The organism is Bradyrhizobium sp. C-145, from assembly GCF_023375135.1.
Lineage (GTDB): Bacteria > Pseudomonadota > Alphaproteobacteria > Rhizobiales > Xanthobacteraceae > Bradyrhizobium > Bradyrhizobium zhanjiangense.
This window is the reverse complement of record NZ_CP088150.1, coordinates 3,599,656-3,622,043: the sequence shown is the minus strand read 5'-3', so window position 1 is coordinate 3,622,043 and position 22,388 is coordinate 3,599,656. Positions and strand designations below refer to the sequence as shown.

At 64.3% G+C, this 22,388-nt stretch carries 25 protein-coding genes and 2 pseudogenes; 4 read left to right on the top strand and 23 right to left on the bottom strand.

The window, feature by feature from the left end; translation table 11 throughout:
• Nucleotides 1-10: 10 nt before the first annotated feature.
• The 6 genes from LRP30_RS16665 to LRP30_RS16640 all read right to left on the bottom strand — a co-directional run bounded on the left by LRP30_RS16665 (nt 11) and on the right by LRP30_RS16640 (nt 5,393).
• Complete coding sequence (locus LRP30_RS16665; protein ID WP_249761059.1) at nt 11-694, bottom strand: 4-carboxy-4-hydroxy-2-oxoadipate aldolase/oxaloacetate decarboxylase; 684 nt, start codon at nt 692-694, stop codon at nt 11-13.
• Nucleotides 691-1,404: a PIG-L deacetylase family protein gene (locus LRP30_RS16660; RefSeq protein WP_027517331.1), complete on the bottom strand. Its 714-nt coding sequence runs from the start codon at nt 1,402-1,404 to the stop codon at nt 691-693. Before LRP30_RS16660 ends, LRP30_RS16665 begins: the two co-directional genes overlap by 4 nt.
• A gap of 65 nt (nt 1,405-1,469) precedes the next feature.
• The gene (gene dctA, locus LRP30_RS16655; RefSeq protein ID WP_249761058.1) at nt 1,470-2,771 is read right to left on the bottom strand and encodes a C4-dicarboxylate transporter DctA; all 1,302 of its coding nucleotides are present in this window, start codon (nt 2,769-2,771) and stop codon (nt 1,470-1,472) included.
• Complete coding sequence (locus tag LRP30_RS16650) at nt 2,768-3,652, bottom strand: amidohydrolase family protein (protein WP_249761057.1); 885 nt, start codon at nt 3,650-3,652, stop codon at nt 2,768-2,770. Before LRP30_RS16650 ends, dctA begins: the two co-directional genes overlap by 4 nt.
• Entirely contained in the window at nt 3,652-4,611 is a 960-nt protein-coding gene (locus LRP30_RS16645) for an amidohydrolase family protein (RefSeq protein ID WP_249761056.1), read from the bottom strand. The genes LRP30_RS16650 and LRP30_RS16645 overlap by 1 nt, the downstream gene beginning before the upstream one ends.
• 71 nt (nt 4,612-4,682) lie before the next feature.
• On the bottom strand, nt 4,683-5,393 hold the full coding sequence (locus LRP30_RS16640; protein WP_249761055.1) for a TetR family transcriptional regulator: 711 nt from the start codon (nt 5,391-5,393) through the stop codon (nt 4,683-4,685).
• Between the two features lie 117 nt (nt 5,394-5,510).
• On the opposite strand from LRP30_RS16640, the pseudogene LRP30_RS16635 reads away from it, so the two are divergent.
• Nucleotides 5,511-5,669: pseudogene (locus LRP30_RS16635) on the top strand (tripartite tricarboxylate transporter substrate binding protein); the annotation flags it as partial.
• Nucleotides 5,657-5,914 (top strand): annotated as a pseudogene (locus LRP30_RS16630) (PepSY domain-containing protein); the annotation flags it as partial. The pseudogenes LRP30_RS16635 and LRP30_RS16630, both read left to right, overlap by 13 nt.
• Before the next feature lie 12 nt (nt 5,915-5,926).
• Here LRP30_RS16630 and LRP30_RS16625 read toward each other — a convergent pair.
• Nucleotides 5,927-7,069, bottom strand: coding sequence for a mechanosensitive ion channel family protein (locus tag LRP30_RS16625; protein ID WP_249761054.1), 1,143 nt, complete (start codon nt 7,067-7,069; stop codon nt 5,927-5,929).
• Nucleotides 7,070-7,197: 128 nt separating this feature from the next.
• Between LRP30_RS16625 and LRP30_RS16620 the strand changes: the two genes are divergently transcribed.
• Complete coding sequence (locus tag LRP30_RS16620; RefSeq protein ID WP_249761053.1) at nt 7,198-8,442, top strand: DUF763 domain-containing protein; 1,245 nt, start codon at nt 7,198-7,200, stop codon at nt 8,440-8,442.
• A gap of 38 nt (nt 8,443-8,480) precedes the next feature.
• On the opposite strand, the gene LRP30_RS16615 is transcribed toward LRP30_RS16620, so the two are convergent.
• The 8 genes from LRP30_RS16615 to LRP30_RS16580 form a co-directional block, all read right to left on the bottom strand.
• Nucleotides 8,481-8,723, bottom strand: coding sequence for a hypothetical protein (locus LRP30_RS16615; protein ID WP_128934443.1), 243 nt, complete (start codon nt 8,721-8,723; stop codon nt 8,481-8,483).
• A gap of 38 nt (nt 8,724-8,761) precedes the next feature.
• The gene (locus tag LRP30_RS16610) at nt 8,762-9,022 is read right to left on the bottom strand and encodes a hypothetical protein (RefSeq protein WP_249761052.1); all 261 of its coding nucleotides are present in this window, start codon (nt 9,020-9,022) and stop codon (nt 8,762-8,764) included.
• A 15-nt stretch (nt 9,023-9,037) separates the two neighbouring features.
• Nucleotides 9,038-9,220, bottom strand: a complete 183-nt coding sequence (locus LRP30_RS16605; RefSeq protein WP_245471220.1) for a hypothetical protein — start codon at nt 9,218-9,220, stop codon at nt 9,038-9,040.
• Nucleotides 9,221-9,268: 48 nt separating this feature from the next.
• A complete protein-coding gene (locus LRP30_RS16600) occupies nt 9,269-9,469 on the bottom strand; it encodes a hypothetical protein (RefSeq protein WP_091888628.1) in 201 nt (66 codons plus the stop codon).
• Nucleotides 9,470-9,483: 14 nt separating this feature from the next.
• The gene (locus tag LRP30_RS16595) at nt 9,484-9,669 is read right to left on the bottom strand and encodes a hypothetical protein (RefSeq protein WP_249761771.1); all 186 of its coding nucleotides are present in this window, start codon (nt 9,667-9,669) and stop codon (nt 9,484-9,486) included.
• Between the two features lie 147 nt (nt 9,670-9,816).
• Nucleotides 9,817-11,085, bottom strand: a complete 1,269-nt coding sequence (locus tag LRP30_RS16590) for a cytochrome P450 (RefSeq protein ID WP_249761051.1) — start codon at nt 11,083-11,085, stop codon at nt 9,817-9,819.
• A 102-nt stretch (nt 11,086-11,187) separates the two neighbouring features.
• A complete protein-coding gene (locus LRP30_RS16585; RefSeq protein WP_091888632.1) occupies nt 11,188-11,514 on the bottom strand; it encodes a hypothetical protein in 327 nt (108 codons plus the stop codon).
• Between the two features lie 198 nt (nt 11,515-11,712).
• Nucleotides 11,713-12,486 carry a ferredoxin--NADP reductase gene (locus tag LRP30_RS16580; protein WP_128946496.1) on the bottom strand — a complete coding sequence of 258 codons (774 nt, stop codon included), beginning with the start codon at nt 12,484-12,486 and terminating at the stop codon, nt 11,713-11,715.
• A gap of 157 nt (nt 12,487-12,643) precedes the next feature.
• On the opposite strand from LRP30_RS16580, the gene LRP30_RS16575 reads away from it, so the two are divergent.
• Nucleotides 12,644-13,840, top strand: a complete 1,197-nt coding sequence (locus LRP30_RS16575; RefSeq protein ID WP_091888636.1) for an amidohydrolase family protein — start codon at nt 12,644-12,646, stop codon at nt 13,838-13,840.
• Between the two features lie 269 nt (nt 13,841-14,109).
• Here LRP30_RS16575 and LRP30_RS16570 read toward each other — a convergent pair whose 3' ends face one another.
• From LRP30_RS16570 to LRP30_RS16535, 8 genes are all read right to left on the bottom strand, one after another.
• On the bottom strand, nt 14,110-14,565 hold the full coding sequence (locus LRP30_RS16570) for a MarR family transcriptional regulator (RefSeq protein WP_249761050.1): 456 nt from the start codon (nt 14,563-14,565) through the stop codon (nt 14,110-14,112).
• A gap of 25 nt (nt 14,566-14,590) precedes the next feature.
• On the bottom strand, nt 14,591-15,295 hold the full coding sequence (locus LRP30_RS16565; RefSeq protein WP_128945611.1) for an ABC transporter ATP-binding protein: 705 nt from the start codon (nt 15,293-15,295) through the stop codon (nt 14,591-14,593).
• The gene (locus LRP30_RS16560) at nt 15,292-16,083 is read right to left on the bottom strand and encodes an ABC transporter ATP-binding protein (RefSeq protein ID WP_249761049.1); all 792 of its coding nucleotides are present in this window, start codon (nt 16,081-16,083) and stop codon (nt 15,292-15,294) included. Before LRP30_RS16560 ends, LRP30_RS16565 begins: the two co-directional genes overlap by 4 nt.
• Nucleotides 16,080-17,969, bottom strand: a complete 1,890-nt coding sequence (locus LRP30_RS16555) for an ABC transporter permease (RefSeq protein ID WP_249761048.1) — start codon at nt 17,967-17,969, stop codon at nt 16,080-16,082. Before LRP30_RS16555 ends, LRP30_RS16560 begins: the two co-directional genes overlap by 4 nt.
• A gap of 156 nt (nt 17,970-18,125) precedes the next feature.
• Nucleotides 18,126-19,328 carry an ABC transporter substrate-binding protein gene (locus tag LRP30_RS16550; protein ID WP_249761047.1) on the bottom strand — a complete coding sequence of 401 codons (1,203 nt, stop codon included), beginning with the start codon at nt 19,326-19,328 and terminating at the stop codon, nt 18,126-18,128.
• Nucleotides 19,329-19,405: 77 nt separating this feature from the next.
• On the bottom strand, nt 19,406-19,990 hold the full coding sequence (locus LRP30_RS16545; RefSeq protein WP_249761046.1) for an amino acid synthesis family protein: 585 nt from the start codon (nt 19,988-19,990) through the stop codon (nt 19,406-19,408).
• 26 nt (nt 19,991-20,016) lie between these two features.
• Entirely contained in the window at nt 20,017-20,913 is an 897-nt protein-coding gene (locus tag LRP30_RS16540; protein WP_249761045.1) for a UPF0280 family protein, read from the bottom strand.
• The gene (locus LRP30_RS16535) at nt 20,910-22,367 is read right to left on the bottom strand and encodes a 6-hydroxynicotinate reductase (RefSeq protein ID WP_249761044.1); all 1,458 of its coding nucleotides are present in this window, start codon (nt 22,365-22,367) and stop codon (nt 20,910-20,912) included. The genes LRP30_RS16540 and LRP30_RS16535 overlap by 4 nt, the downstream gene beginning before the upstream one ends.
• Nucleotides 22,368-22,388 lie beyond the last annotated feature (21 nt).

Sequence of the window (22,388 nt, the reverse complement as noted above, 5' to 3'; positions counted from 1 at the left end):
CGCCGTTGCCTCAGACGTCCTCGGGATTGTCGACATAGACGAGCCCGGCTTTCGCCAGCGCCTCGCGCATGCTGTACATGTCGAGGCCGAGCTCGCCCGAGGCGAGACGCGTGCGCTTGCCGCCTTCATCGGCATTGCGTTTCTTCGCCTTCTCGGCGACTTCGGCCGCGTACCGCTTCGGCACCACGACGACGCCGTCGTCGTCGGCCACGATGATGTCACCGGGATCAACATTGACGCCGGCGCAGACCACGGGGACATTGACCGAGCCGAGCGTGGCCTTGACCGTGCCCTTGGCTGAGACCGCGCGCGACCACACCGGAAACTTCATCTCGTGCAGCGCTTTGACGTCGCGGCAGCCGGCATCGATGATCAATCCCTGCACGCCGCGCACCTGGAGCGAGGTCGCCAGCAGCTCGCCGAACATGCCGTCGGTATTGTCGGTGGTGCAGCCGACGACGAGGATATCGTCCTTTTTGCACTGCTCGACCGCGACATGGATCATCCAATTGTCGCCGGGCTGCGCCAGCACGGTGACCGCGGGGCCGGCAATCGCCGCGCCCGGCCAGACCGGCCGCAAATATGGCTTCATCAGGCCAATGCGGCCATAGGCCTCGTGCACGGTCGAGACGCCGTACTCCGCCATTCCGGCGGGATCGCCACGCGTGATGTTGCGAACGACGACCGGCTTCATGCGAGTTCCTCCGCAACGGTCGGAAACAGACGCTGATAGGCCTCGCCATAGGTCATGGGCACGCCGGTGTTGCGGCTGCCCTGGATGCCGCGGTTGAGCGCGACGCGCTCGTAATAGCCCCAGAGATGCTTCTGCGCGGCCAGGATCTGGAACGCCTCGTACTTCTCCTTCCAGACCTCGTCGATCTTGAGGAGCAGGTCCGGCTTGTAATTGCACTGCTCCGGCTGGTGCGGCTCGAACAGGAACACCGGCGGCGCCGAATATTTGTACTGCGCACCGGGCTTGTGGCCCATCGCCTGCGCGACCACCCGGGTCTCCTGCGCGAAATGCGCGGCGTTTGGATGGTCGAAATTATAAGGGTCTTCCAGTGCGTGGGTCAGCACGAAGCTCGGATTGAGCTCGCGGTAAATGTCGACCATGCGGTCGAAATGCGCCTCGGTGAGTTTCAACGGATAGTCGCCGCAATCGAAGAACTCGATCTCGGCACCTAACAGCTTTGCGGCCCGCTCCGCCTCGTCCTTGCGACCGGCCTTGACCGATTCCAGCGTCGCCCCCTTCTCCTTCCAGGCGAACTGGCTCTCGCCGCGCTCGCCGAAGGACATGCACACGATCTTCATGCGATAGCCTTTCTTCGCATGCAGCGCGATGGCGCCGCCGGCGCGCCAGACGAAATCGCCGGGATGGGCGGTGATCACGAGACCGGTTTTCATGGGACAAACTCCCCTTTCGTTCGTAAGCATCATAGGCCGTCTGCCTCAGGCAGGAAGCCGGTTCATCACGCCGCGGCGGCCGCTTGTTCCTCGCCGTCGAGCACACGCCGGAGACGCTCGCCGTCGAGCGCGCCTTCCCATTTGGCAATTGCGATCGTCGCAACCGCGTTCCCGATCAGATTGGTCGGCGTCAGCCCCTGCGACATCAGGCGATGAATTCCGAGCACCAGCGCAACGCTCGTCACCGGAATGGTGCCGGTGGCCGACAGCGTCGCCGCCAGCACGACGAAGGCCGCGCCCGCGATTCCCGCCGCGCCCTTGGAGGTCACGAGCAGGATCAGCAGCAGCTCGATCTGCTCGGCAAGGCCGAACGGCGTGTTGGTCGCCTGTGCCAGGAAAACCGAGGCCGCGGCGAGGTAGAGACAGGTGCCGTCGAGATTGAAGGAATAGCCGGTCGGGATCACGAGCCCCACGACGCTCTTCTCGCAGCCGGCCTTTTCCAGCTTGGTCAGCATCCGCGGCAACACCGTCTCGGACGACGTCGTGGCGATGCAGATCAGCAGCTCTTCCCAGATGTAGCGGATCAGCTTGAGCAGCGAGAAGCCGCAGAGACGCGCGACGGGGCCGAGCGCGACAATGATGAAGACTACGCAGGTGAGATAGAAGCCACCCAGCAGCTTGCCGAGCGAGGCCAGCGAGCCCACGCCGAATTTGCCGACCGTAAAGGCGATGGCGCCGAATGCGCCGATCGGCGCCGCCCACATCACGAAGCCGACGACGGCGAACGCCATCTTGGCAGCGATGTCGATCAGATTGACCAGCGGCGCCGCGCGATCGCCGAGCTGCACCAGCGCGAAGCCGCACAACACCGAGATGAACAGCACCTGGAGAATGTTACCCTCGGCAAAGGCGCCGACAAACGTCGCGGGCACGATGTTCATCAGGAACGGCACGAAGCCGATCGCACCGGTCTGCTTGACATAGGGCTCGATGGCGCTGGCATTGATGCCGGCGGGATCGATGTTCATGCCGACGCCGGGCTTGAGCAGGTTCACCGCGACGAGGCCGATAATCAGCGCGATCGTCGTCATGACCTCGAAATAGACGATCGCCTTCACCGCAACGCGCCCGACGCGCGCCATGTCGGCCATGTGCGCGATGCCATGCACGACGGTGCAGAAGATGATCGGCGCGATCAGCATCCGGATCGCCTTGATGAAGGCATCGCCCAGCGGCTGCATCTTGGCGCCCGCCTCGGGGCTGGCGATCCCAAGCGCGATGCCGGCCGCCATGGCGATGAGCACCTGGATCCAGAGCTCCTTCCACCAGGCGCGGCCGCGCGGCTTGTCGATCGCGAGCGCCGTCATTGGTCGAACCCGAACAGGCGCGCGGGATTGTCGACGAGGATCTTCTGCTGAAACTCCGGCTCCGGCGCGAACAGCGGGATCAGATCGACGAGGTCACCGTCATTCGGCATCACCTTGACGTTCGGATGCGGCCAGTCCGTGCCCCAGATGACGCGGTCGGGCGCGGTCTCGACGATCTTACGCGCGAACGGCACCGCGTCCGTGAAGGGCGGACCGCCCGAGGACACACGTTCCGAGCCGCAGATCTTGACCCAGCATTTCTCGTCGCGCTGCATCAGCTCGATCAAGATCCTGAACGGAAGCTGGTCGAGCCCATCGGAGGCCTTCACCCGTCCCATGTGGTCGATAGTGTAGCTCAGCGGCAGCTTTGCCAGCATGTCGGCATAGTCAGGCAGGTCGATCGCGTCGAAATGCAGATCGATATGCCAGCCGAGCGGCGCGACCATGGCGATGACGCGGTCGAAAACGCCCTTATCAGGGACGCCGCCGAGATGGCGGACGAAATTGAAGCGGCAACCGCGGAAGCCACCGTCATGCAGCACCCGCAGCCCGCGCTCGGTGATGGTGTCGTCGATGTTTGCGACGGCGCGGTAGACGCCTTTGTTCTGCGCGATGGCATCGAGCGCCACCGTGTTGTCCGTGCCGTGCACGCTGGCATTCACGATGACGGCACGCTCCACCCCGAGCTTGGCATGCAGCGCGCGGAAATCCTCCAGCGGCGCATCGGGCGGCGTGTAGGAACGGTCAGGCGCGTACGGATATTTCGCGCCGGGTCCGAAGATGTGGCAATGCGCGTCACACGAAAGCTTCGGCAGCTTGAATTTCGGCGTGCGCGTGTTCGGGTCGGGCGGCGGAATGGTCGGCGTGTACATCATCGTCATCAGGTGAACTTGACCAGGCGCGCGGGATTGTCGACCAGCAGCTTCTGCTGGAGCTTTGCGTCGGCCGCGTAGAGCGGGATCAGGTCGACGATCTCGCCGTCATTCGGCATGACCTTGACATTGGGATGCGGCCAATCGGTGCCCCACAGCACGCGATCGGGCGCATTGTCGATCAGTGCTTTGGCGAATGGCACGGCGTCGTGGAACGGCTTGCCGGCCGGTGACGCACGTTCGAGGCCGGTGATCTTGACCCAGCACTTCTCGTCCTTCCTCTGGAGATCGAGCAAGGCCGTGAAGCCCGGATCGTCGAGGCCCTTCCCCGCCTGCACCGTGCCCATATGATCGATCACGTAAGGCGTCGGCAGCGCGGAGAGGATGGGCGCGAATTCGGCGATCGTACCCGGCTCGAAATAGACGTCGATATGCCAGCCGAACTCGGCGACGCGATGCACGATGCGCTGGAATTTTCCCATGTCGCCGACGCCGCCGAGGCGCTTGAGGAAGGCGAAGCGGCAACCGCAGATGCCGGCCTTGTCGAGCGCCACCAGCTCCTTCTCGGTCATCTCGTCATTGACGTTGGCGATGCCCCTATAAGCGCCCTCGCTCTGGGCGATGGCGTCGGTGACGACGCGATTGTCAGTGCCGTGAACGGTGGCATTGACGATGACGCAGCGTTCGACGCCGATCTTCTCGTGCACGCTGCGGAATGCCTCCAGCGGCGCATCGGCCGTGTTGTAGGGGCGCTTCTCGGAGAACGGATAGCGGGACGCCGGGCCGAAAATGTGGGTATGGCTGTCACAGGATTTTGCCGGCAGCTTGAACGACGGCGTTTTCGGACTTGGGTCCGGCGGTTCAATGGTCGGAATCGATCTCTGCTCGCCGCCTTGCGCGCGCGCTTCGCTCGCGAGCGCTGCGCCGGCCAGTCCGGTCAAGAGATGCAAGCACTCCCGCCTGTTCATATCCTCAACACACCATCACATGGTCCGTTTGCGAGCGGAAGCGCGAGGCGCCTCCGCTCGGGCGGCTTCTTTCAAGTCTTGCTGCTGACGACCGGCCGCCGCCGCGCCGGCGCGGCTTGATCCAGCGCGGGTGCCTGGAACGCGGCAACGGTGGCCTGCACCAGTTGCTCGATGGCAATGGCGGCATCGCTGCCATCGGCTTCGCCACGCGACAGGCGCGAGACGCGCTCGGGCGTCACCAATGAATAATAGAGTGCACCGAGCAGGAAGTGGCTGCGCCAGACGATGTCGGTGCGCGGGATATGCGGCAGGCTCTCGTGGATCGCGTCGATGAAGGCGTGGCTGGTGTCGTCAAAGGTCTGCGCGATGATCTTGCGCGCGACCTCGTTGCCTTCCGCCGACATCACGGCGCGCAACCGCGTGAAGCGCGCCCCGCCGCCGGCGAGATCGCTGCCCGAGGTGAAGGCCGGCACCACATAAGCGCGCACGATCGCCTCCAGCCGGTCCAGGAGATCGCGCACGCGCTTGGCGGCCGCGAGCAGCTCCGATCGGCGCAAATTCATCGGCCCGCAATGGCGCCGGTAGATCTCCAGCAGCAGGCCGTCCTTGGTCTTGAAATGATAGGTCACGCTGCCGGGATTGGCCCCAGCAGCCTGCGCGATGTCGCGTACCGAGACGGCATTGAAGCCGTTGGTGGCGAACAGCTCCTCGGCCGCGGCGAGGATCGCCTCGCGCATGTTCGGCTTGCGGACCGTTTCCTTGCTGGTGGGCTTGCGTACCATGTGATTTGTACTATCGTACAAAAGATCAAGTCTCGTCAACAAAAACCACGGGCGGCGTCCGGGAACGGCATGGAGACCGCCGGCAGGCGCGCGAATGCCCTTAAGGAGTGCTGGCAAATGCTGCGTTTGAACAAGAAGCTCGGCGGGTTGATGCTGGGTGCTGGTCTGCTGCTGGCGGGCGGCGCCGCGCAGGCCGCCGAAAGTTACCCGAACAAGCCGGTCCACATTCTGGTCCCCTACGCCGCCGGCGGCGCGGTCGACGTGCTCGCACGCACGGCGGAGAGTTGCGCGCCTATGCCGTCACGTCGTCCGACGTCACACCGCTGCCGCGCAACTGGCCGCGCCTGATCCATGAGGGAAACTGGTCGGCGCTGATCGCCTCGCCGCTCAACGTCGTGACGTCGATCGCACTGCTCACGCTGCTCTCGACCGGCCTCCTGATCTGGGCGCGGCGGAAATTGCGTAAGCGGCGACCGCGCCCCGAGCGGCAAACCGACGCGGCCGTGGTTGGTGCCGGCTGATCGCGTCGGGAGTCAATTGCGCGCGCTCGCCCTCACCTTCTCCGGTGGTGCCACGCGTTGGAGAAGATCGCCGTCATCGCCGCCCGACGGAATCAAGATCGCACGCTCGCGCGGCAGTGCCTCCGGCATCTCGTCGCGGATGAACGCCACAAGCTTTTCCCTGATCTCGCAGCGCAGGTCCCAGGATTGCGGCGCATTGCGCGCGCTGACCAGCGCGCGAAGCTCGATGGTGCGCGAATCCGCGTCGACCACCTGGAGATTGACCACGGCGCCATCCCAGAGCTTGGACTGCTTCACCGCCTCCTCCAGCCAGCCACGGATGCGCGCTACATCGGCACGGTAATCGACGTGGAGCGCGATGACGCCGATCAGGGAAGCGGTGTCACGGGTCCAGTTCTGGAACGGCTTTTCGATGAAATAGGACAGCGGCACCACCATGCGGCGCCAGTCCCATAGCCGGATCACGACATAGGTCGCGGCGATGTCCTCGACCCATCCCCACTCGTTCTCGATGATCACGGCATCCTCGATGCGGATCGGCTGGGTGATGGCGATCTGCAAGCCCGCGATCAGATTGCTCAGCAGCGGCCGCGCGGCAAGACCGACGATGATACCGGCGGCACCGGCGGAGGCGAACAGGCTGACGCCATATTGCTTCACCGAATCGAACGTCATCAACGCGGCGGACACCGAGATGATGACGATGATGGTGTCGGTGACGCGCTTGAACACGCGGACCTGCGTGACGTGCTTGCGCGCGATGAAGTTCTCGGTGACGTCGCGAAAGTTCTGGAGATAGCGCGCCGCACTCATGTCGACGATCCGGATCGAGATCCAGCCGATCAGCGCGATGACGGCCACGACGAACACCCGCATCAACGGCGTTCGGATCATATCGTCGAGTGGCGCAAGCGGCAGCACCAGCGCGACGGCGGCGAGGCATAGGGCGAGTTGGGCCGGACCGGCGGTCCGGTCGATGAACACGCTCAGAAGCGGCAGACGAGTTCCGAAGGCGCGCTTGAGCAGCCAGGCTGCGAACCGATAGAGGGACAGGGCAAGCAGGATCGCGCCTGCAACCAGGCTGAGGCCGACAAACCAAGACGGTATCCAGCCGAACATCCCGTCGATGTCGGCCATGAGGGCCTGCCAGCTCATTGTTGTCCCCATCACTGCATTCGCGTAGCCCGCTCAACGCCTGCCGGTCAGCTTGGCTCCCCCATGCAGTGCAACGCATCATTCCGCTGATGCAACCGTTGACGAATTGCGCTAGATTTGACGCACTCATGACTCGACGTACCGGCAGCGCCGATCTTCCTCTCCACACCGGGCGGGTTCCGCCGTGGCTTGCAAGCCGCATGGCTTCCCTCGGCGCGATCGTCACTGAGGCGATCGTTCATCATTACGGCCGTGATGCGTTTCTTCAGCGGCTGTCGCATCCGTTCTGGTTTCAATCATTTGGCGCCGTGATGGGGATGGACTGGCACTCCTCGGGCATCACGACCTCCGTGATCGGCGCGCTGAAGCGTGGACTCGGACCGCTCCAGGACGAGCTCGGCATCTATGTCTGTGGCGGCCGCGGCCAGCATTCGCGCAAGACGCCGGACGAGCTGTTGCAGCTCGGCGAGCGCGTCGGCTTCGACGGCGTGAAGCTGACGCGTGCCAGCCGCCTGGTGGCGAAAGTCGACAGCGCGGCGGTGCAAGACGGCTTCGACCTCTATCTCCATGGATTCTTCGTCACCGCCGATGGCAAATGGACGGTGGTGCAGCAGGGCATGAACGGCGACAAGCGGCAGGCCCGCCGCTATCACTGGCATTCCGAGGCGCTGAAGAGTTTTGTCGATACGCCGCACAGTGCGATCGACGGTCCGCAGCAAGGCGAGATCGTCAATCTCACCGACCATCGCGCCGATGTCTCGCGCACCGCGCAGCTCGAGCTGTTGAGCGGCTTCGGCCCGGATCGCATTGTCTCCGAGTTCGAACGGCTCACCGGCCTCGAGCCGGCGCAAGCCATGCTGCCGCACCTGATCATGCCCGCGCATCACGACGTCCGCCCCAAGGATGTGTTCGCACGCCGCCTGCACGGCACCCTCGCTGCCGCGGCCGAGCGCGGCCCGGTCGATTTCCCGGAGCTGTTGCTGACGCCCGGCGTCGGTGCGCGCACGGTGCGCTCACTTGCAATGGTTGCCGAGGTCGTGCATGGCGCGCCCTATCGTTTCAAAGATCCCGCGCGCTTTTCGCTCGCCCATGGCGGCAAGGACCGGCATCCCTACCCCGTTCCGATCAAGGTCTATGACGAGACCATCCGCGTGTTGAAGGGCGCGATCCAGACCGCCAAGCTCGGGCGCGAAGAAGAGATGCAGGCGATCAAGCGCCTCGACGACCAGGCGCGGCGGCTGGAGCGGACTGCACGAGGTCCCTCGGTCGAAGCCTACATCGCCGGCGAGCGCGCCGCTTCGCCCGATCTCGACGGCCGCTCGGTGTTCGGCTGGGAGCGCGATCTCGCGCCGACAAAAAAGCGGACCGGCTGAACACCGGTCCGCCAGTTGATCGGGAGGAACGCCCCCTATCAGGTCTCGTCAGTCCCTGGCTCCTCGTCGAGCCGGTTGGCTGCGTGATCCTGATACTGCTCGGTCTGGATGAACTTGCCATCCATGCCGCGAATGTCCGAATGCTGCGTCTTGTCGCGATTGGACAGCACCATGTTGTCGCCGATCTTGTCCTTGGGAATATCGGCCATGGCACCGGTGCCGTCGCCCTTGCCATGCATGCCCGATCTGAAGTGCGTCTTACTGCCGTGCCCAGCTGGCATCGATTTCTCCTCTTGCAGTGATCGCCCCCTTTGAACGCTCAGTGTTTCTGTTGTGCCGGCATTGGCTTCGGCGGCTTGTGGCCGCTCTGGCCGGGATCGTTGTGCTTGTTGTGGTCGCTCTCCTGATTGAGGCCGCCGCGACTTACCGCGTATTCGCTGTGCCTGGCGTCCGGACGCGCGTGATGGACAGCGTCCCCGGACTTGCGACCGATCGCCTGATCGAGCTCGCGCGCGTTCGGAACATCGGGCTTGCGCTCGAGGATGCGAACCTGCTGCTCGTGGGTCTTTTTGCCTTGCATGCTCGTTCTCCGAAGCTACCGACCTCTTCGGTGCGCGCCGCCATGTGCGACGTCCTTGTCGATGCCGCCGCCGATGCCCACATCGTTCTCGCGATCGCCTTCGATCGTGTTCTCGCCGAGAGCATCTTCGAGATCGTCGGGTGACACGCCCGCCATGGTAGCCCCCTTCGATCCTCCGATCAGAGGATTGTCACGCATGTCCTTTTCGCTCGGTGTGTACAATTTGGGTTGCTTGCTGCTCATGAACTACCTGCCTCCGCCCTTTCCGGCTTCATCATGACTGTGATGAGAATCTCGCTCGCCGCCTCCGCCGGAGATCCGGCTATGGCTGCGCTGCAAATCGTCCGCCGGCGGCTTCTTCACCTCCAACGGGGCCTTCGCATTCTCATGCGAAGCGCCAGGTCCGCCCTGACGAATGCTGTTCGGTGTCTTGGTGGATGTCGACATGAATGTCGCCCTCCTCAGCGATCTTGCTGATAGCCTTGATTGGTCGTGTTCTGCTTGATGTTGCCCTGCTGTCCCTGCTGGTCCGGATTTTCCACGCGCTGTTGACCGTGCGGGGTCTGATTGGGCGACACTTGTTTGGTATCGCCGGTTCCCTTCGGGCTCTGATTTTCCGGCGGAACAGGTGGCATCTTGCTGGCCATGATCTTGTCTCCCGTTAAGACGTCGATCTGCGACATGCGGCCAAGGAACTCCCGTCGTCTCCGACGTCCTAATGACAACAGGACCAACGGCACACCGTTCCTGATTGATAACGCTCGACCAAGATTTTCCGAAGAGAGTAGCTGATCTCAGCCCGCCGCGGTGAGGGAACGATCAATCATCGCTTCCGCGCGCGCCGCGGGTGTTCCGCGACCCTCGGTCGAGACGGGAAGCTTCGCAATCGCGCGCAAACCCGGCCGCCTGCGCCAGCGGACCTCGGCGGGATCGACGGCCAAGCCAAGCTTCGGCCATCGCACGAACAGCGCTTCCAATGCGCACGCCGCCTCGATGCGCGCGAGCTGGTGGCCAAGGCAGAAATGGATTCCTGTTCCGAACGAGAGGTGGCGGTTAGGCTTGCGTTCGAGATCGAGCTTCTCGGGATCATCGTGCACCGTGGGATCCATGTTCGCCGCGGCGAGCATCACCATGACGCGATCGCCCTTCCTCAGGCGCACGCCTTCCACCTCGACATCCCGCCGCACATAGCGCGGCTTGGAGAATTGCACTGGCGAGACGAAGCGCAGGAACTCCTCGACGGCGAGGCCGACGCGGCTCCAGTCTCCTTCGAGCCAATCGCGCAACCCAGGATTCCTGAGCAGTTCGTAGGCCGAACCGCTGATGAGATGCGTGGTGGTCTCCGAGCCGGCCGCGAGCAGCAGAAAAACCATCGAGACCATTTCGTCCGGCGTGATCTGGCCACCCTCGCGCTCGACCTGGACCAGCTCCGCGATCAGGCCTTCGCCGCCCTGGACACGCGCGATCTGCAACTGCCGTTCGAGGTAAGCGCGCATCTTGCGGAACGCGAACAGCAGGCGGAAGAAGCTGACGGCATTGGTCAGCGAGGACATCGCGTTGGCCCAGGCGATGAATCGCGGACGGTCCGCCGGAGGCAGGCCCAGGAGCTCGGAGATCACCGCGAGCGGCAGGATACGCGCGTAGCGCTGGACGAGATCGGCCGGACTTCCGTTCGCAAAGAGTTCGTCGGCGAGATCGTCGGCGATGGCGCGGATGCGCGGCTCCATCGCGACGATGGCGCGCCGACGAAAAGCCTCGTCCACGATGCTGCGCAGCCTGGTGTGATCCGGCTCGTCCATCGTCAGCATGTTGTTGGCGATGGTCCTAACGTATCTCGGCATCCACCAGCGCAGACCGGCGACGTCGCCATCCTCCCTGCGCAGCGTGAAGGTGGTGCCGTCCTTCAGGACCTGCGCGGTGGCGTCATGGGTCGTGGTGATCCAGACCTCGCCGATGAGAGGAAATCGCGTCGCGACTACGGGGCCGGACATGCGCAGCGTCGCGATCGCCTTGGGCGGATCGCGAAAAAAGGCCTCGCTGGAGAAATCGAGGCGCGCTGTCATGCGTTCACCGGAGTGATTGCTGGCGTCTCAACCAGATGGTGCGCAGCGCGGCCGATGCAAGGGCGGAACGTGCACCTGCTTCGGCCGCAGACGTCGAAAGACCTATCCGCGTCCCGGAGATCGCTGCCCGGTCTTGCGCTGCTGCTGGCTGGTGTAGGCGTCCCAATGGCTCCAGCTGCCATTGCTGAGGCTTTGCAGGTCGGTCGCGAGCGGTCGGCGCGTGCGCTTGTCGTGATCGGCGATCACGCGCTCGGACTGCGCGATCTTGCGCTTGAGTTCCGCGATGGTCTTCTGGGTGTCGCCGTTCCGCTTCGAAGAGGCGATCTCGCCCATCGTGAAGCGCGCAGTCTCGAGCGCCTTCAACTCGGCGCGGTTCTTCTTCAACTGGACCCGGTGCCAGGCGATGTTGCTGTCGCTGTCCGCAACCATGTGGGAACTCCGCTGATTCGCTCCCATATAGTATCGTGCGCCGAATCGGCGCCGCAACGGGCGCCCGGCGGCGAAAATGCGACCTTATTGGGCAGGAATTACGGGCCTATAGCGTTTTCGAGCGAAGCGGACATCGGTTCGCGTAAAGAAAACGCGTCAAATCCAAGCCCCCGTTCCGACTCATCGGAAGGGAATGGCTCAGCGTTCGGCAAAGGCCTTTTCGACCACGAACTGGGCCGGCTCGCCGTGATTGCCCTCGATGAAGCCGCGTTCGCCCAGCAGCACGCGCGTGTCTGCGACCAGGGCCGGACTGCCGCAGATCATGACGCGGTCGTGGGCGGCTTCCAGGGCCGGCAGGCCGATGTCGGTGAACAGCTTACCTGACGTGATGAGGTCGGTAATGCGGCCGCGATTGCGGAAGGGATCGCGCGTCACGGTCGGGTAGTAGATCAGTTGATTGCGGATGTACTCGCCGATCAGCTCGTCCTTGGGCAGCGTCTCGGTGATCATCTCGCCATAGGCGAGCTCCCTGACGTGCCGGCAGCCGTGCAGCAGCACCACCTTCTCGAAGCGCTCGTAGGTCTCGGGGTCCTTGATCACGCTCAGGAACGGCGCGAGCCCCGTGCCGGTGCCGATGAGGTAGAGGTTGCGGCCCTCTTCCAGATTGTCGATCACCAGCGTGCCGGTGGCCTTGCGGCTGACGATGATCTCGTCGCCTTCCTTCAGGTGCTGAAGCCGTGAGGTCAGCGGACCATCCGGCACCTTGATCGAGAAGAACTCCAGCGTGTCCTCGTAATTGGCGCTGGCGACGCTGTAGGCCCGCAGCAGCGGCTTCTCGCCGACCTTGAGCCCGATCATGGTGAACTCGCCGTTGCGGAAACGGAAGGTCGGGCTGCGGGTGGTCTTGAAGGAGAACAGCGTGTCGGTCCAGTGGTGGACGCTCAAAACGCTTTCCTGATTGAAATTGCTCATCTCACCTTCCCTGTCGCTTGCAATGCGGTTCCGAGGCGGGCAGCTATGCGTCGTTTGTACACGATCATTCGTACACTAATGAATAATCCGGCTTGATCCCGCGGTCAAGGCTGCCCAAGATCGGAAGCGTTGCAGTTAGGAATAAGGAGCCCCTTCCATGGCGCATGATGCACCCCAGGCCACCGGACCCTCGAAGCTCGTGATCCGGAATATCGGCCTGATCCTGTCCGGCGCCCTGGAAAAGCCGATCCTGGACGGCGACACCATCGTTGCCGAGAACGGCAAGATCACCGCGATCGGCCGCTTCAAGGACGTCGATACCGAAGGCGCGACCACCATCGTCGACGCCCACGGCACCACGGTCGCGCCGGGCCTGATCGACAGCCACGTGCATCCCGTTGCCGGCGACTGGACGCCGCGGCAGAACCAGATCAATTGGATCGACAGCTACCTCCATGGCGGCGTCACCACCATGATCTCGGCCGGCGAAGTGCACATGCCCGGCCGCCCCCGCGACGTCGTCGGTCTCAAGGCCATGGCCGTATACGCCCAGCGCGCGTTCTGGACCTTGCGCCCCGGCGGCGTGAAGGTTCACGCCGGCGCGCCGGTGATCGAGTGCGAGATGGTCGAGGAGGATTTCAAGGAGATGGCCGCCAACGGCGTCAAGCTGCTCGGCGAGGTCGGGCTCGGTGGCGTCAAGGATGGTCCGACCGCGCGGAAGATGGTCGGCTGGGCGCGTAAATACGGCATCCAGAGCACGATCCATACCGGCGGCCCGTCGATCCCCGGCTCCGGCCTGATCGACAAGGACGTGGTGCTGGAGGCCGATACCGACGTGGTCGGCCACATCAATGGCGGCCACACGGCGCTTCCCGACGACCAGATCCGCTGCATCTGCGAGGGCTGCAAGCGCGGCCTCGAGCTCGTGCACAACGGCAACGAGCGCTCGGCCCTGTTCACGCTGCGCACCGCGCGCGAGATGGGCGATCTGCACCGCGTCATCCTCGGCACCGACGCGCCGGCCGGCTCCGGCGTGCAGCCGCTCGGCATCTTACGCATGGTCTCGATGCTGTCCTCGCTCGGCGAGTTGCCGGCCGAGATCGCGTTCTGCCTTGCCACCGGCAATACCGCGCGGATGCGCGAGCTCGATTGCGGCCTGATCGAGGTCGGCCGCTCCGCCGACTTCGTCATCATGGACAAGGCGCAACACTCGCCCGGCAAGACCATTTTGGAGAGCGTTCAGCTCGGCGATCTCCCCGGCATCGGCATGACCATCATCGACGGCATCGTCCGGACCCAGCGCAGCCGCAACACGCCGCCGGCGGGCAAGGTACCGGAGGTGGTGGCGAAGTAGGCTCGCGAAAACACCAAACCCGTCATCCTGAGGTGCGAGTGCACGGCGCGAAGGCGCCGTGTGCGAGCCTCGAAGGATGAACGGCCGAGCTGACGCAGCGGGGCCGTCGCCCTTCGAGGGCCGCAGCGGCCACCTCAGGGTGACGGTGAGGCACCTTGCTCGGTATCGTAGGGTGGGCAAAGCGAAGCGTGCCCACCATTGCGCCTGCAAATGCGATGAAGATGGTGGGCACGGCGCGTTGCGCCTTTGCCCACCCTACGGCACCTTCCTCACCGGAGCTTATTGAGCAGCGCCATCAGCGTTTCGCGCTCCTTCGCGTCGAGCGGCGCCAGCGTCTCGCGGGTGATCGCGAGCGCGTTCGGCGCCAGCTTCTCGGCAAGCTGCTGACCGGCGCGAGTCAGGGTGACCAGCAAGCGCCGCCCGTCCTCGGGATCCTGGCTCGTTTCCGTCAGGCCGCGCGCCGTCAGGCGGTCGATCACGCCCTTGATGGTCGCAACGTCCATCGCCGTGAGACGTCCGAGCTGGTTCTGCGAGCACGGCCCGGTCTCGGCGAGCTTCGACAGCGCCGCCCATTGGGTCGGCGTCAAATTGGTGCCGATGTCGCGGGAGAAGATCGAGCTGTGGCGCTGCCACACCTGGCGCAGGATGAAGCCGACCTGCTCGTCGAGCACGTAAGGCGGTTTTGCTGGTTTGCCGTTTTTCTTTGCCGCAACGCTTCTCGCCATCCGTTCGCTGCCCTTCCCTTTGCCCTCACAACGACAGATGCGCGTCACGGATATCCGGACGTGCGTCGAGCTCGGCCATGGTGCCGCCGAAGCAGATGCGGCCGCGCTCGATGATGTAGGCGCGATCGGAAATCAGCCGCGCGAAATGCAGATTCTGCTCGGAGACGACGATGCTGACGCCTTCCTTCTTCATGGTCAGGATGGCATCGACCATCTGTTCCACGATCTTCGGCGACAGGCCCTCCGAAGGCTCGTCCAACAGGACCAGCGACGGATTGCCCATCAGCGTGCGCGCGATGGTGAGCATCTGCTGCTCGCCGCCGCTCATGCGCCCGCCCGGACGGTTTTTCATCTCACCCAGGTTTGGAAATAGCGTGAACAGTTTTTCGCGCGTCCAGTGCGGAGCGTTCGGACGCTTGGGCTGGCGACCGACCTCGAGATTTTCCTCAACGGTCAGGTCCGTGAAGATGCGCCGCTCCTCCGGCACATAGCCGAGGCCCTCGCGCACGATCTCATGCGTCGGACGCACCGAGACGTCCTTGCCCTCGAACATGATGCGGCCGGTTCGCTGCGCGACGAGGCCAACGATGGAGCGAAAGGTCGTCGACTTGCCGGCGCCGTTGCGCCCGAGCAGCGCGACGACCTCGCCCTCGCCGACCTCGAAGCCGATATCGAACAGGATATGCGCCGGACCATAATGGCTGTTGAGCGCTTCGACCGTCAGCTTCATGTCGAGGCTCCCTCGCGATGGCGGGCATCGTAGACGAGGCCCTCGCCGAGATAGACCGCCTGCACCTGCGGATTGCCGCGCACCTCGGCCGGCGAACCCTCGGCGATCAGCGTGCCGCGGTTGAGCACGATGATGCGGTCGGCATGTTCGAACACAACGTCCATGTCGTGCTCGGTGAAGAGCACGCCGATCGATTTCTCCCGCGCGATCTGCGCGGTCAGCCGCATCAGGTCGACACGCTCGCGCGGTGCCATGCCCGCGGTCGGCTCGTCCATCAAGAGCAGCTTTGGCTGGTTGGCGAGCGCCACCGCAAGCTCGAGCCGCTTGAGGTCGCCATAGGCGAGCTCGCCGCAGGGCCGATCCGCGTAGCCGCTCATGCCGACCAGCTCGAGCAGACGGCCGGCCTCGCCGCGGTCGAACTTCGGCGCCGAGCCGAACAGATTGAACAGCTGCTTCCCGTGCGAGATCAGCGCGACTTGCACGTTCTCGCGCACAGTCATGGTAGCGAAGGTCGCAGTGATCTGAAACGTGCGCCCGACGCCGAGGCGCCAGACATCGCGCGGCTTCCTGCCGGTGATCTCTTCGCCGAGCAGACGGACATGGCCGGAATCCGGCTTGTTCTGGCCGTTGAGCATGTCGAAGCAAGTGCTCTTGCCGGCGCCGTTCGGGCCGATCAGTGCCAGGATCTCGCCGGCACACAGCGAGAACGAGACACCGCGCACGGCATGGATGCCGCCATAGGATTTGGTCAGGCCTTCGACCGCAAGAAGTGGGGGTGCGACGCTCATTCGGCGGACTCGATCGGCTTGGCAAGCAAGGGAGATCCCGGGGGCGATGCTTTCTTACGGCGCTGCGCCAGCAGCTCCAGCATGCCGACGATGCCCTTGGGGAAGACGACGACGATCAGCATGATGAAGCCGCCGAGCACGAGCTTCGACAGGTCGGTCTGGCTGACCAGCCAGATGTTCAGAGCCTTGTAGACGATGGCGCCGATCACCGCGCCCGATACAGTTTCGACGCCGCCGAGCAGCACCATGACCAGCGCATCGACCGAGAGCGAGATGCCGAGATTGTCAGGGAAGACGCTGCCCTTGAGGTAGGCGAACAGCGCGCCGCCGATACCGGCAGTGGTGCCTGCGATCACGAAGGCGGTCCACTGGATGCGCTTCGCGTCGATACCGATCGCTTCGCTGCGCAGCGCCGAGTCACGCGTCGCCCGGAGCGCATAGCCGAACGGCGAGAACACCATGGCTCGAAGCGCGATGGTCACCAGCGCCGCGACGCCGAGCGCGAGCCAATAGAAATGCGATGGGCTCGCGGCCCAGCTCGACGGCCAAAGGCCCAGAATGCCGTTGTCACCGCCCGTCACGTTCACCCACTGGAATGCGATCGACCACACGATCTGCGCGAAGGCGAGCGTCAGCATGGCGAAATAGACGCCGGACAGCTGCACCGCGAAGAAGCCGAACACGGCCGCGCCCATGCAGCCGAGCAGCGGACCGAGCAACAGACACACGATCATCGGGAGCCCCGCCATCTTGGCGAGGAAGGCGATGCCGTAGGCACCAAGCCCGAAATAGGCGGCATGGCCGAACGATGCGAGCCCGCCGACGGACATCAGGAAGTGCAGGCTGACGGCGAAGATGACGAAGATCGCGATCTCCGAGCCGACCGTCAGCGCGTAATTGCCGGCGAACAGGGGCAGCGTCGCTGCGATGACGAGCGCGGCCAGCGCAGCCAGCCGCTCGTTCGAGGTCATCGGGCGCCATGGATTGACAGTCAGACCCGGCGTCTTGCGCGCGGCCGCCTCGGGCTTGCCGAACAGGCCCCAGGGCCGCACGATCAGCACCACGGCCATCACCAGGAAGACCAGGATGATGGAGATCTTCGGGAAGATCAGGATGCCGAAGGCGTTGAGCTCGGACACCAGCACCGCCGCAACGAAGGCGCCGACGATGCTGCCGAGGCCGCCGATCACGACCACAACGAACACTTCCACGATGATCCGAAGATCCATGGCGTGATGCACGGCATCGCGCGGAATCTGGAGCGCGCCGCCGAGGGCTGCAAGGAAGACGCCGACCGCGAACACGCTCGTGAACAGCCACTTCTGGTTCACGCCGAGCGCAGCGACCATGTCGCGGTCCTGCGTCGCGGCGCGCACCAAGACGCCCCAGCGCGTGCGCTGGAACAGCAGCCAGAGAATGCCGAGCACGACGGGTCCGAGCACGATCAGGAACAGATCATAGCTCGGAATGTTCTGGCCGAAGAAATCGATCGCGCCCTTGAAGCCGGGCGCGCGGCGACCGACGAGGTCGTCAGGCCCCCAGATCAGCACCACGAGATCTTCGACCATCAGGGTCAGGCCGAAGGTCGCGAGCAACTGGAACAGTTCGGGCGCGTGATAGATGCGCCGCAGCAGCACCATCTCGACGATGATTCCAATCAGCGCCACTGCCAGCGCCGCCAGAACGATGCTGCCCCAGAAGCCGAACGCGCCCGACAGCCGCTCGGTCAGCGTGAAGGCGATGTAGGCGCCGATCATGTAGAAGGCGCCATGCGCGAAATTCACGATCCGCGTCACGCCGAAGATGATCGACAGGCCCGACGCCACCAGGAACAGCGACGCTGCGCTGGCGAGACCGGTCAGAAACTGTACGACATAAAAGGCCATCGGCGGTCCGGGTTAGATGAATTCGTAGGGTGGGTTAGTCCAGCGGCTACGCGGAGCGGAGTTCGCCGGGCGTAACCCACCATTTCTTGTGGCACCGAAGGTGGTGGGTTACGCCTTCGGCTAACCCACCCTACGGCAGCGGAGAGTGAAGCCAGATCAATCCTTCGGACGCAGCTTCTCAATTTCGGCGTCGCCAGGCAGGTAGTCCGCGCCCTTCTTGTAGGATGAATCCACCATCACACCCTTGCCGTCCTTCAGCGCGGTCTTACCGACATAGGCACCGAGCGTCGACTGATGGTCGATCTTGCGGAAGGTGATCTCGCCGAACGGCGACGGCATCGACAGCCCCTCCGCTGCGGTGATCAGCTTCTCCGGATCGGTCGAGCCGGCCTTCGCCAGGATTGCCGCCGCCGATTTGATGGTCTGGTAGCCGACGATCGAGCCGAGGCGCGGATAGTCGTTGTACTTGGCCTGGTAGGCCTTCAGGAACGCGTCATGCTCGGGCGTCTTGATCGAGTACCAGGGATAGCCGGTGACGATCCAACCCTCGGGCGTCTCGTCCTTGAGCGGATCGAGATATTCGGGCTCGCCGGTCAGGAAGGAGACGACCTCGCGTCCCTTGAACAGCCCGCGGGTGTTGCCTTCGCGCACGAGCTTAACGAGATCGGCGCCGAAGGTGACGTTGAGGATCGCTTCCGGATTGGCGGCGGCCACCGCCTGCACCACCGGGCCCGCGTCGATTTTGCCCTGCGGCGGCCATTGCTCGTCGACCCACTGGATGTCCGGGCGCTTCTCCGACATCAGTTTCTTGAACACCGCGACCGCCGATTGACCGTATTCGTAGTTCGGCGCGATCGTCGCCCAGCGTTTCGCAGGCAGCTTGCTGGCTGCCTCCACCAGCATCGCCGCCTGCATGTAGTTGGAGGGACGCAGGCGGAAGGTGTATTTGTTGCCTTTGGACCAGGTGATCGCGTCCGTGAGCGGCTCGGCCGCGAGGAAGAACACCTTCTTCTGGTTGGCGAAGTCGCTGACAGCGAGGCCGATGTTCGACAGGAACGTGCCCGTGAGCATCGCGACACCCTCGCTTGAGACGAGCTCATTGGCCGCGGTCTGCGCATCCGCCGGCTTGCCGCCATCGTCCTTGGAGATGACGACGAGCTTCTTGCCGTTGATGCCACCGGCCGCGTTGATCTGTTCGACCGCGAGCTGCCATCCCTTGCGATAGGGCTCGGTGAAGGCCGGCAGCAGCGAATAGCTGTTGATCTCGCCGATCTTGATTTCCTGCGCCAGGGCCGAATGGGCCATGCCGCCGGCCAGAAGCGCGAAGGCCGCGCCGACAAAAACGTTTCTTGCTCGCATCCCAACCTCCAGTTTTGAACTTCTCTCGTTCGCACACGATTTGATCGGAGAACCCGTGCCCGGCTCTCCGGATCGCGCTACCTCAATCCGTCTTCGCCCTTGATCTCCGCAACCGTCAGCCCGCCGACGCGCGGCAGCGGACGGCCGCTGTCGGTGACGGCAACCGCGACCATGATCTCGTTGGCGCGCGGCGCATCGTTGACCTGTACCTCCATGCCGTCAAAATGGCTGCGTACGAAGGCTGCGTCCTTGTGCCCCAGAGGGATATCCAGCGTCGTGCCGGGACCGCTGCGTTTTTTCGACGACGGGATCAGCGCCGCGCCCTTGCTCAGCACTTTGCGCACGGGCGCACCCATCTTCGGATGCAGGATCGCGGCGGCATGCTCCAGCTCGCCGTTCTCGCCGACGGCCGCGGCCTTGCCATAGCTCTGCGCCTTTGCGCCATCGATACCGAGCGCCGCCACCGCGCGCTTCGACAGCAGCTCGCCCAGTTCCTCGCCAATCGCAATCAGCGGGGAAAGGTCTTCGACATATTTCCCCGCAAAGGGATTCTCAATCACGGCGATCGCCGCGGCGCGCCGGGTCGGCGGCGACACCTGACGCCCCATCTCCATCTGGGTCTCTTCGACGACGGTGACGATCTTGCGGATGATCGCGCTCATGATTGCTTCCTCAGGCTCTTCCCTGTTCAGGCATGAACCGCGTTCTCCAGCATAGGCCGGCGCGATCGTTGCCGTTCAATATCTTTCGGTCCAATGACAAGCATATCACCACAAAGCTGCAACACGGCACCCTCGATCAATCCGCGATCGAATAAATGCCGTGCACATTCCGCGCCAGATTCCAGCGCGGCCGCGATCTCATTGTGCGACAACTCGCCGACCTCGCGGGTGACAAGGCGCCCCCCGAGATCGCTGTCGGGCTGAAGCTCGTTGGCGGGCTTGCGGATGATGGCCGGGTGTCCCGGTAGATCCACCGCGTTGGCGATGATGGTGGCCGCCGCATCGGCCCGCGATGCCGTTGCAGCCAACACGGTCACCGCGTCGGCGATCCCGAGCGAAAAACTGCGACCGTGGCGTCCACTGGTCGCGATCCCGCGTACGGGGTCGGCTGAATCGACCCTCAGCGTCCGCATCACGCCGGAGCGATCGGGCCGATCCATCAAGCCGACAGAGAAATGCTCGCCTTCGCCGAGATAAAGCGCGATATCGCCGCCATTGTTGACGTAGGCTTGATTGAGGGTTGCGGCTCCAAGCATTACGCCAAGGATCTCCTCCGCCACGCTGCCGGCCACAGCTCCCATCGGCGTGATGAAGCAATCGGCGGCATAGGGCGCGACAGCGGCATGCATGCGCCGCGCCACTACGCCCTTCAGGGAAGTCAGCCCCTCAGCGGCCATCCGCAGCTCCGGCAATTCCGCGCAGAGCTCGTCGAGCAGACCGGTGAACCGCCGCGCTGCCGCCTCGTAGGCGGCACGCACCTCGTCCGCGCGGCCCCTCGCCTCCACGATCAAATCAATCGGTCCATCCTGCAAATGCAGCCGCCGGCCATCAGACAGCAATGCGATCTGCGGGCGCCGTCTCATGCCCGACGTCCCGGAATCGGGTTCTGCCAGGGCAGCTGGCAGACATCGTCACCGCCCTTCACCTCCGAGAGCGGCTTAACATAATCCATGTGCCCGCCGAGCGCGGCATAGTCCGACAGCTTCATCGTGAACTCGATCGGCGCGACCAGTGCCGGCGTCGGCACATAGCCGAACGCGCCCGCCGGCATCTGCGTCACGTCGACCATGTAGGTGATGCCGCCGCCGGGCCAGACATAGACCGGCGCGCCGCCGCTGGTGACGCGCGTCAGCGCGTCCTTCACCGAGCGCGTCAGCCGCACCGGATTGTCGGTGACGCCCGCGCGCAGCGAGCCGCCGGCGCCCGCCATGAACAGCACCGTGCACAGCGCCGGCTCGCAGTTCTCCTGGATGCGCTCGACCGAAAACTTCAGGTCATCGGGCATCTCGGTCTCGACGGGCTTCAAGGCCTCGTCGAGCACATAATAGGACGAATGCTCGCCGGTGGTGGAGACCATCAGCATGGTCAGACCGGGCTTGGCTTCCTTGGCATCAAATGGGCCGAGGATCGAGAGCGGATCCGAGATGTTGGTGCCGCCCCAGCCCGTGCCGGGATCGGCGACCTGGAAATAGCGGCCGGGCGTCGAACGCCGGCCCTTCATCTTGATGCCGGTATAGGCGATATCGAGCAGCTTGCCGGCCTGATGTTCCGAGAGCACGCCGGTGATGTGGTCGTCGACCACGACGACCTCATCGACCTTGCCATGCCACTGCTTGGCGAACATGCCGATCGTCGCCGAGCCGCAGCCGACCCGCATGCGCTCTTCCTTCACGCCATTGACGACCGGCGGCTGGCCGGCCTGCACCACCACGCTCGCACCACCGTCGATGGTGAGCTCGACCGCCTTGCAATTAGCGAGATCCATCAGCGTGTCGCAGGTGACGCGCCCCTCTTTCTTGGAGCCGCCGGTGAGATGATGCACGCCGCCGAGCGAGAGCATCTGCGAGCCGTATTCGCTGGTGGTGACGTGGCCCACCGCCTCGCCCTGCGCGCGAACGGTCGCGGTCTCGGGCCCAAGATAGCGGTCGGTGTCGATCTTCACCTTGATGCCGCAATAGGAGAAGATTCCCTCGGTGACGACAGTCACCATGTCGACGCCATCGACCTCCGCGGAGACGATGAAGGGCGCCGGCTTGTAGTCGGGATAGGTCGTGCCCGCTCCGATCGCCGTCACAAAGGTTGAAGGCTCGTGGACGATCTTGCCATCCCAGTCCTCCGTGCGGCTGAACGGGACGAGCTTGCCGCCGTGCGAGACGGTGCGCTCCAGGATCACGTGCGGATCGACGCGGACGAGCTTGCCATCGTGATTGGCGTAACGGTCGCAGGCGCCCGCCGCGCCCGGCTTGATGTAGCACATCACCGGGCAGGCATCGCAGCGGATCTTGTCGACGGCAGCGCTCGTTGTTTCCATCACCATGTCAGAGCCAGCGGAGACCGC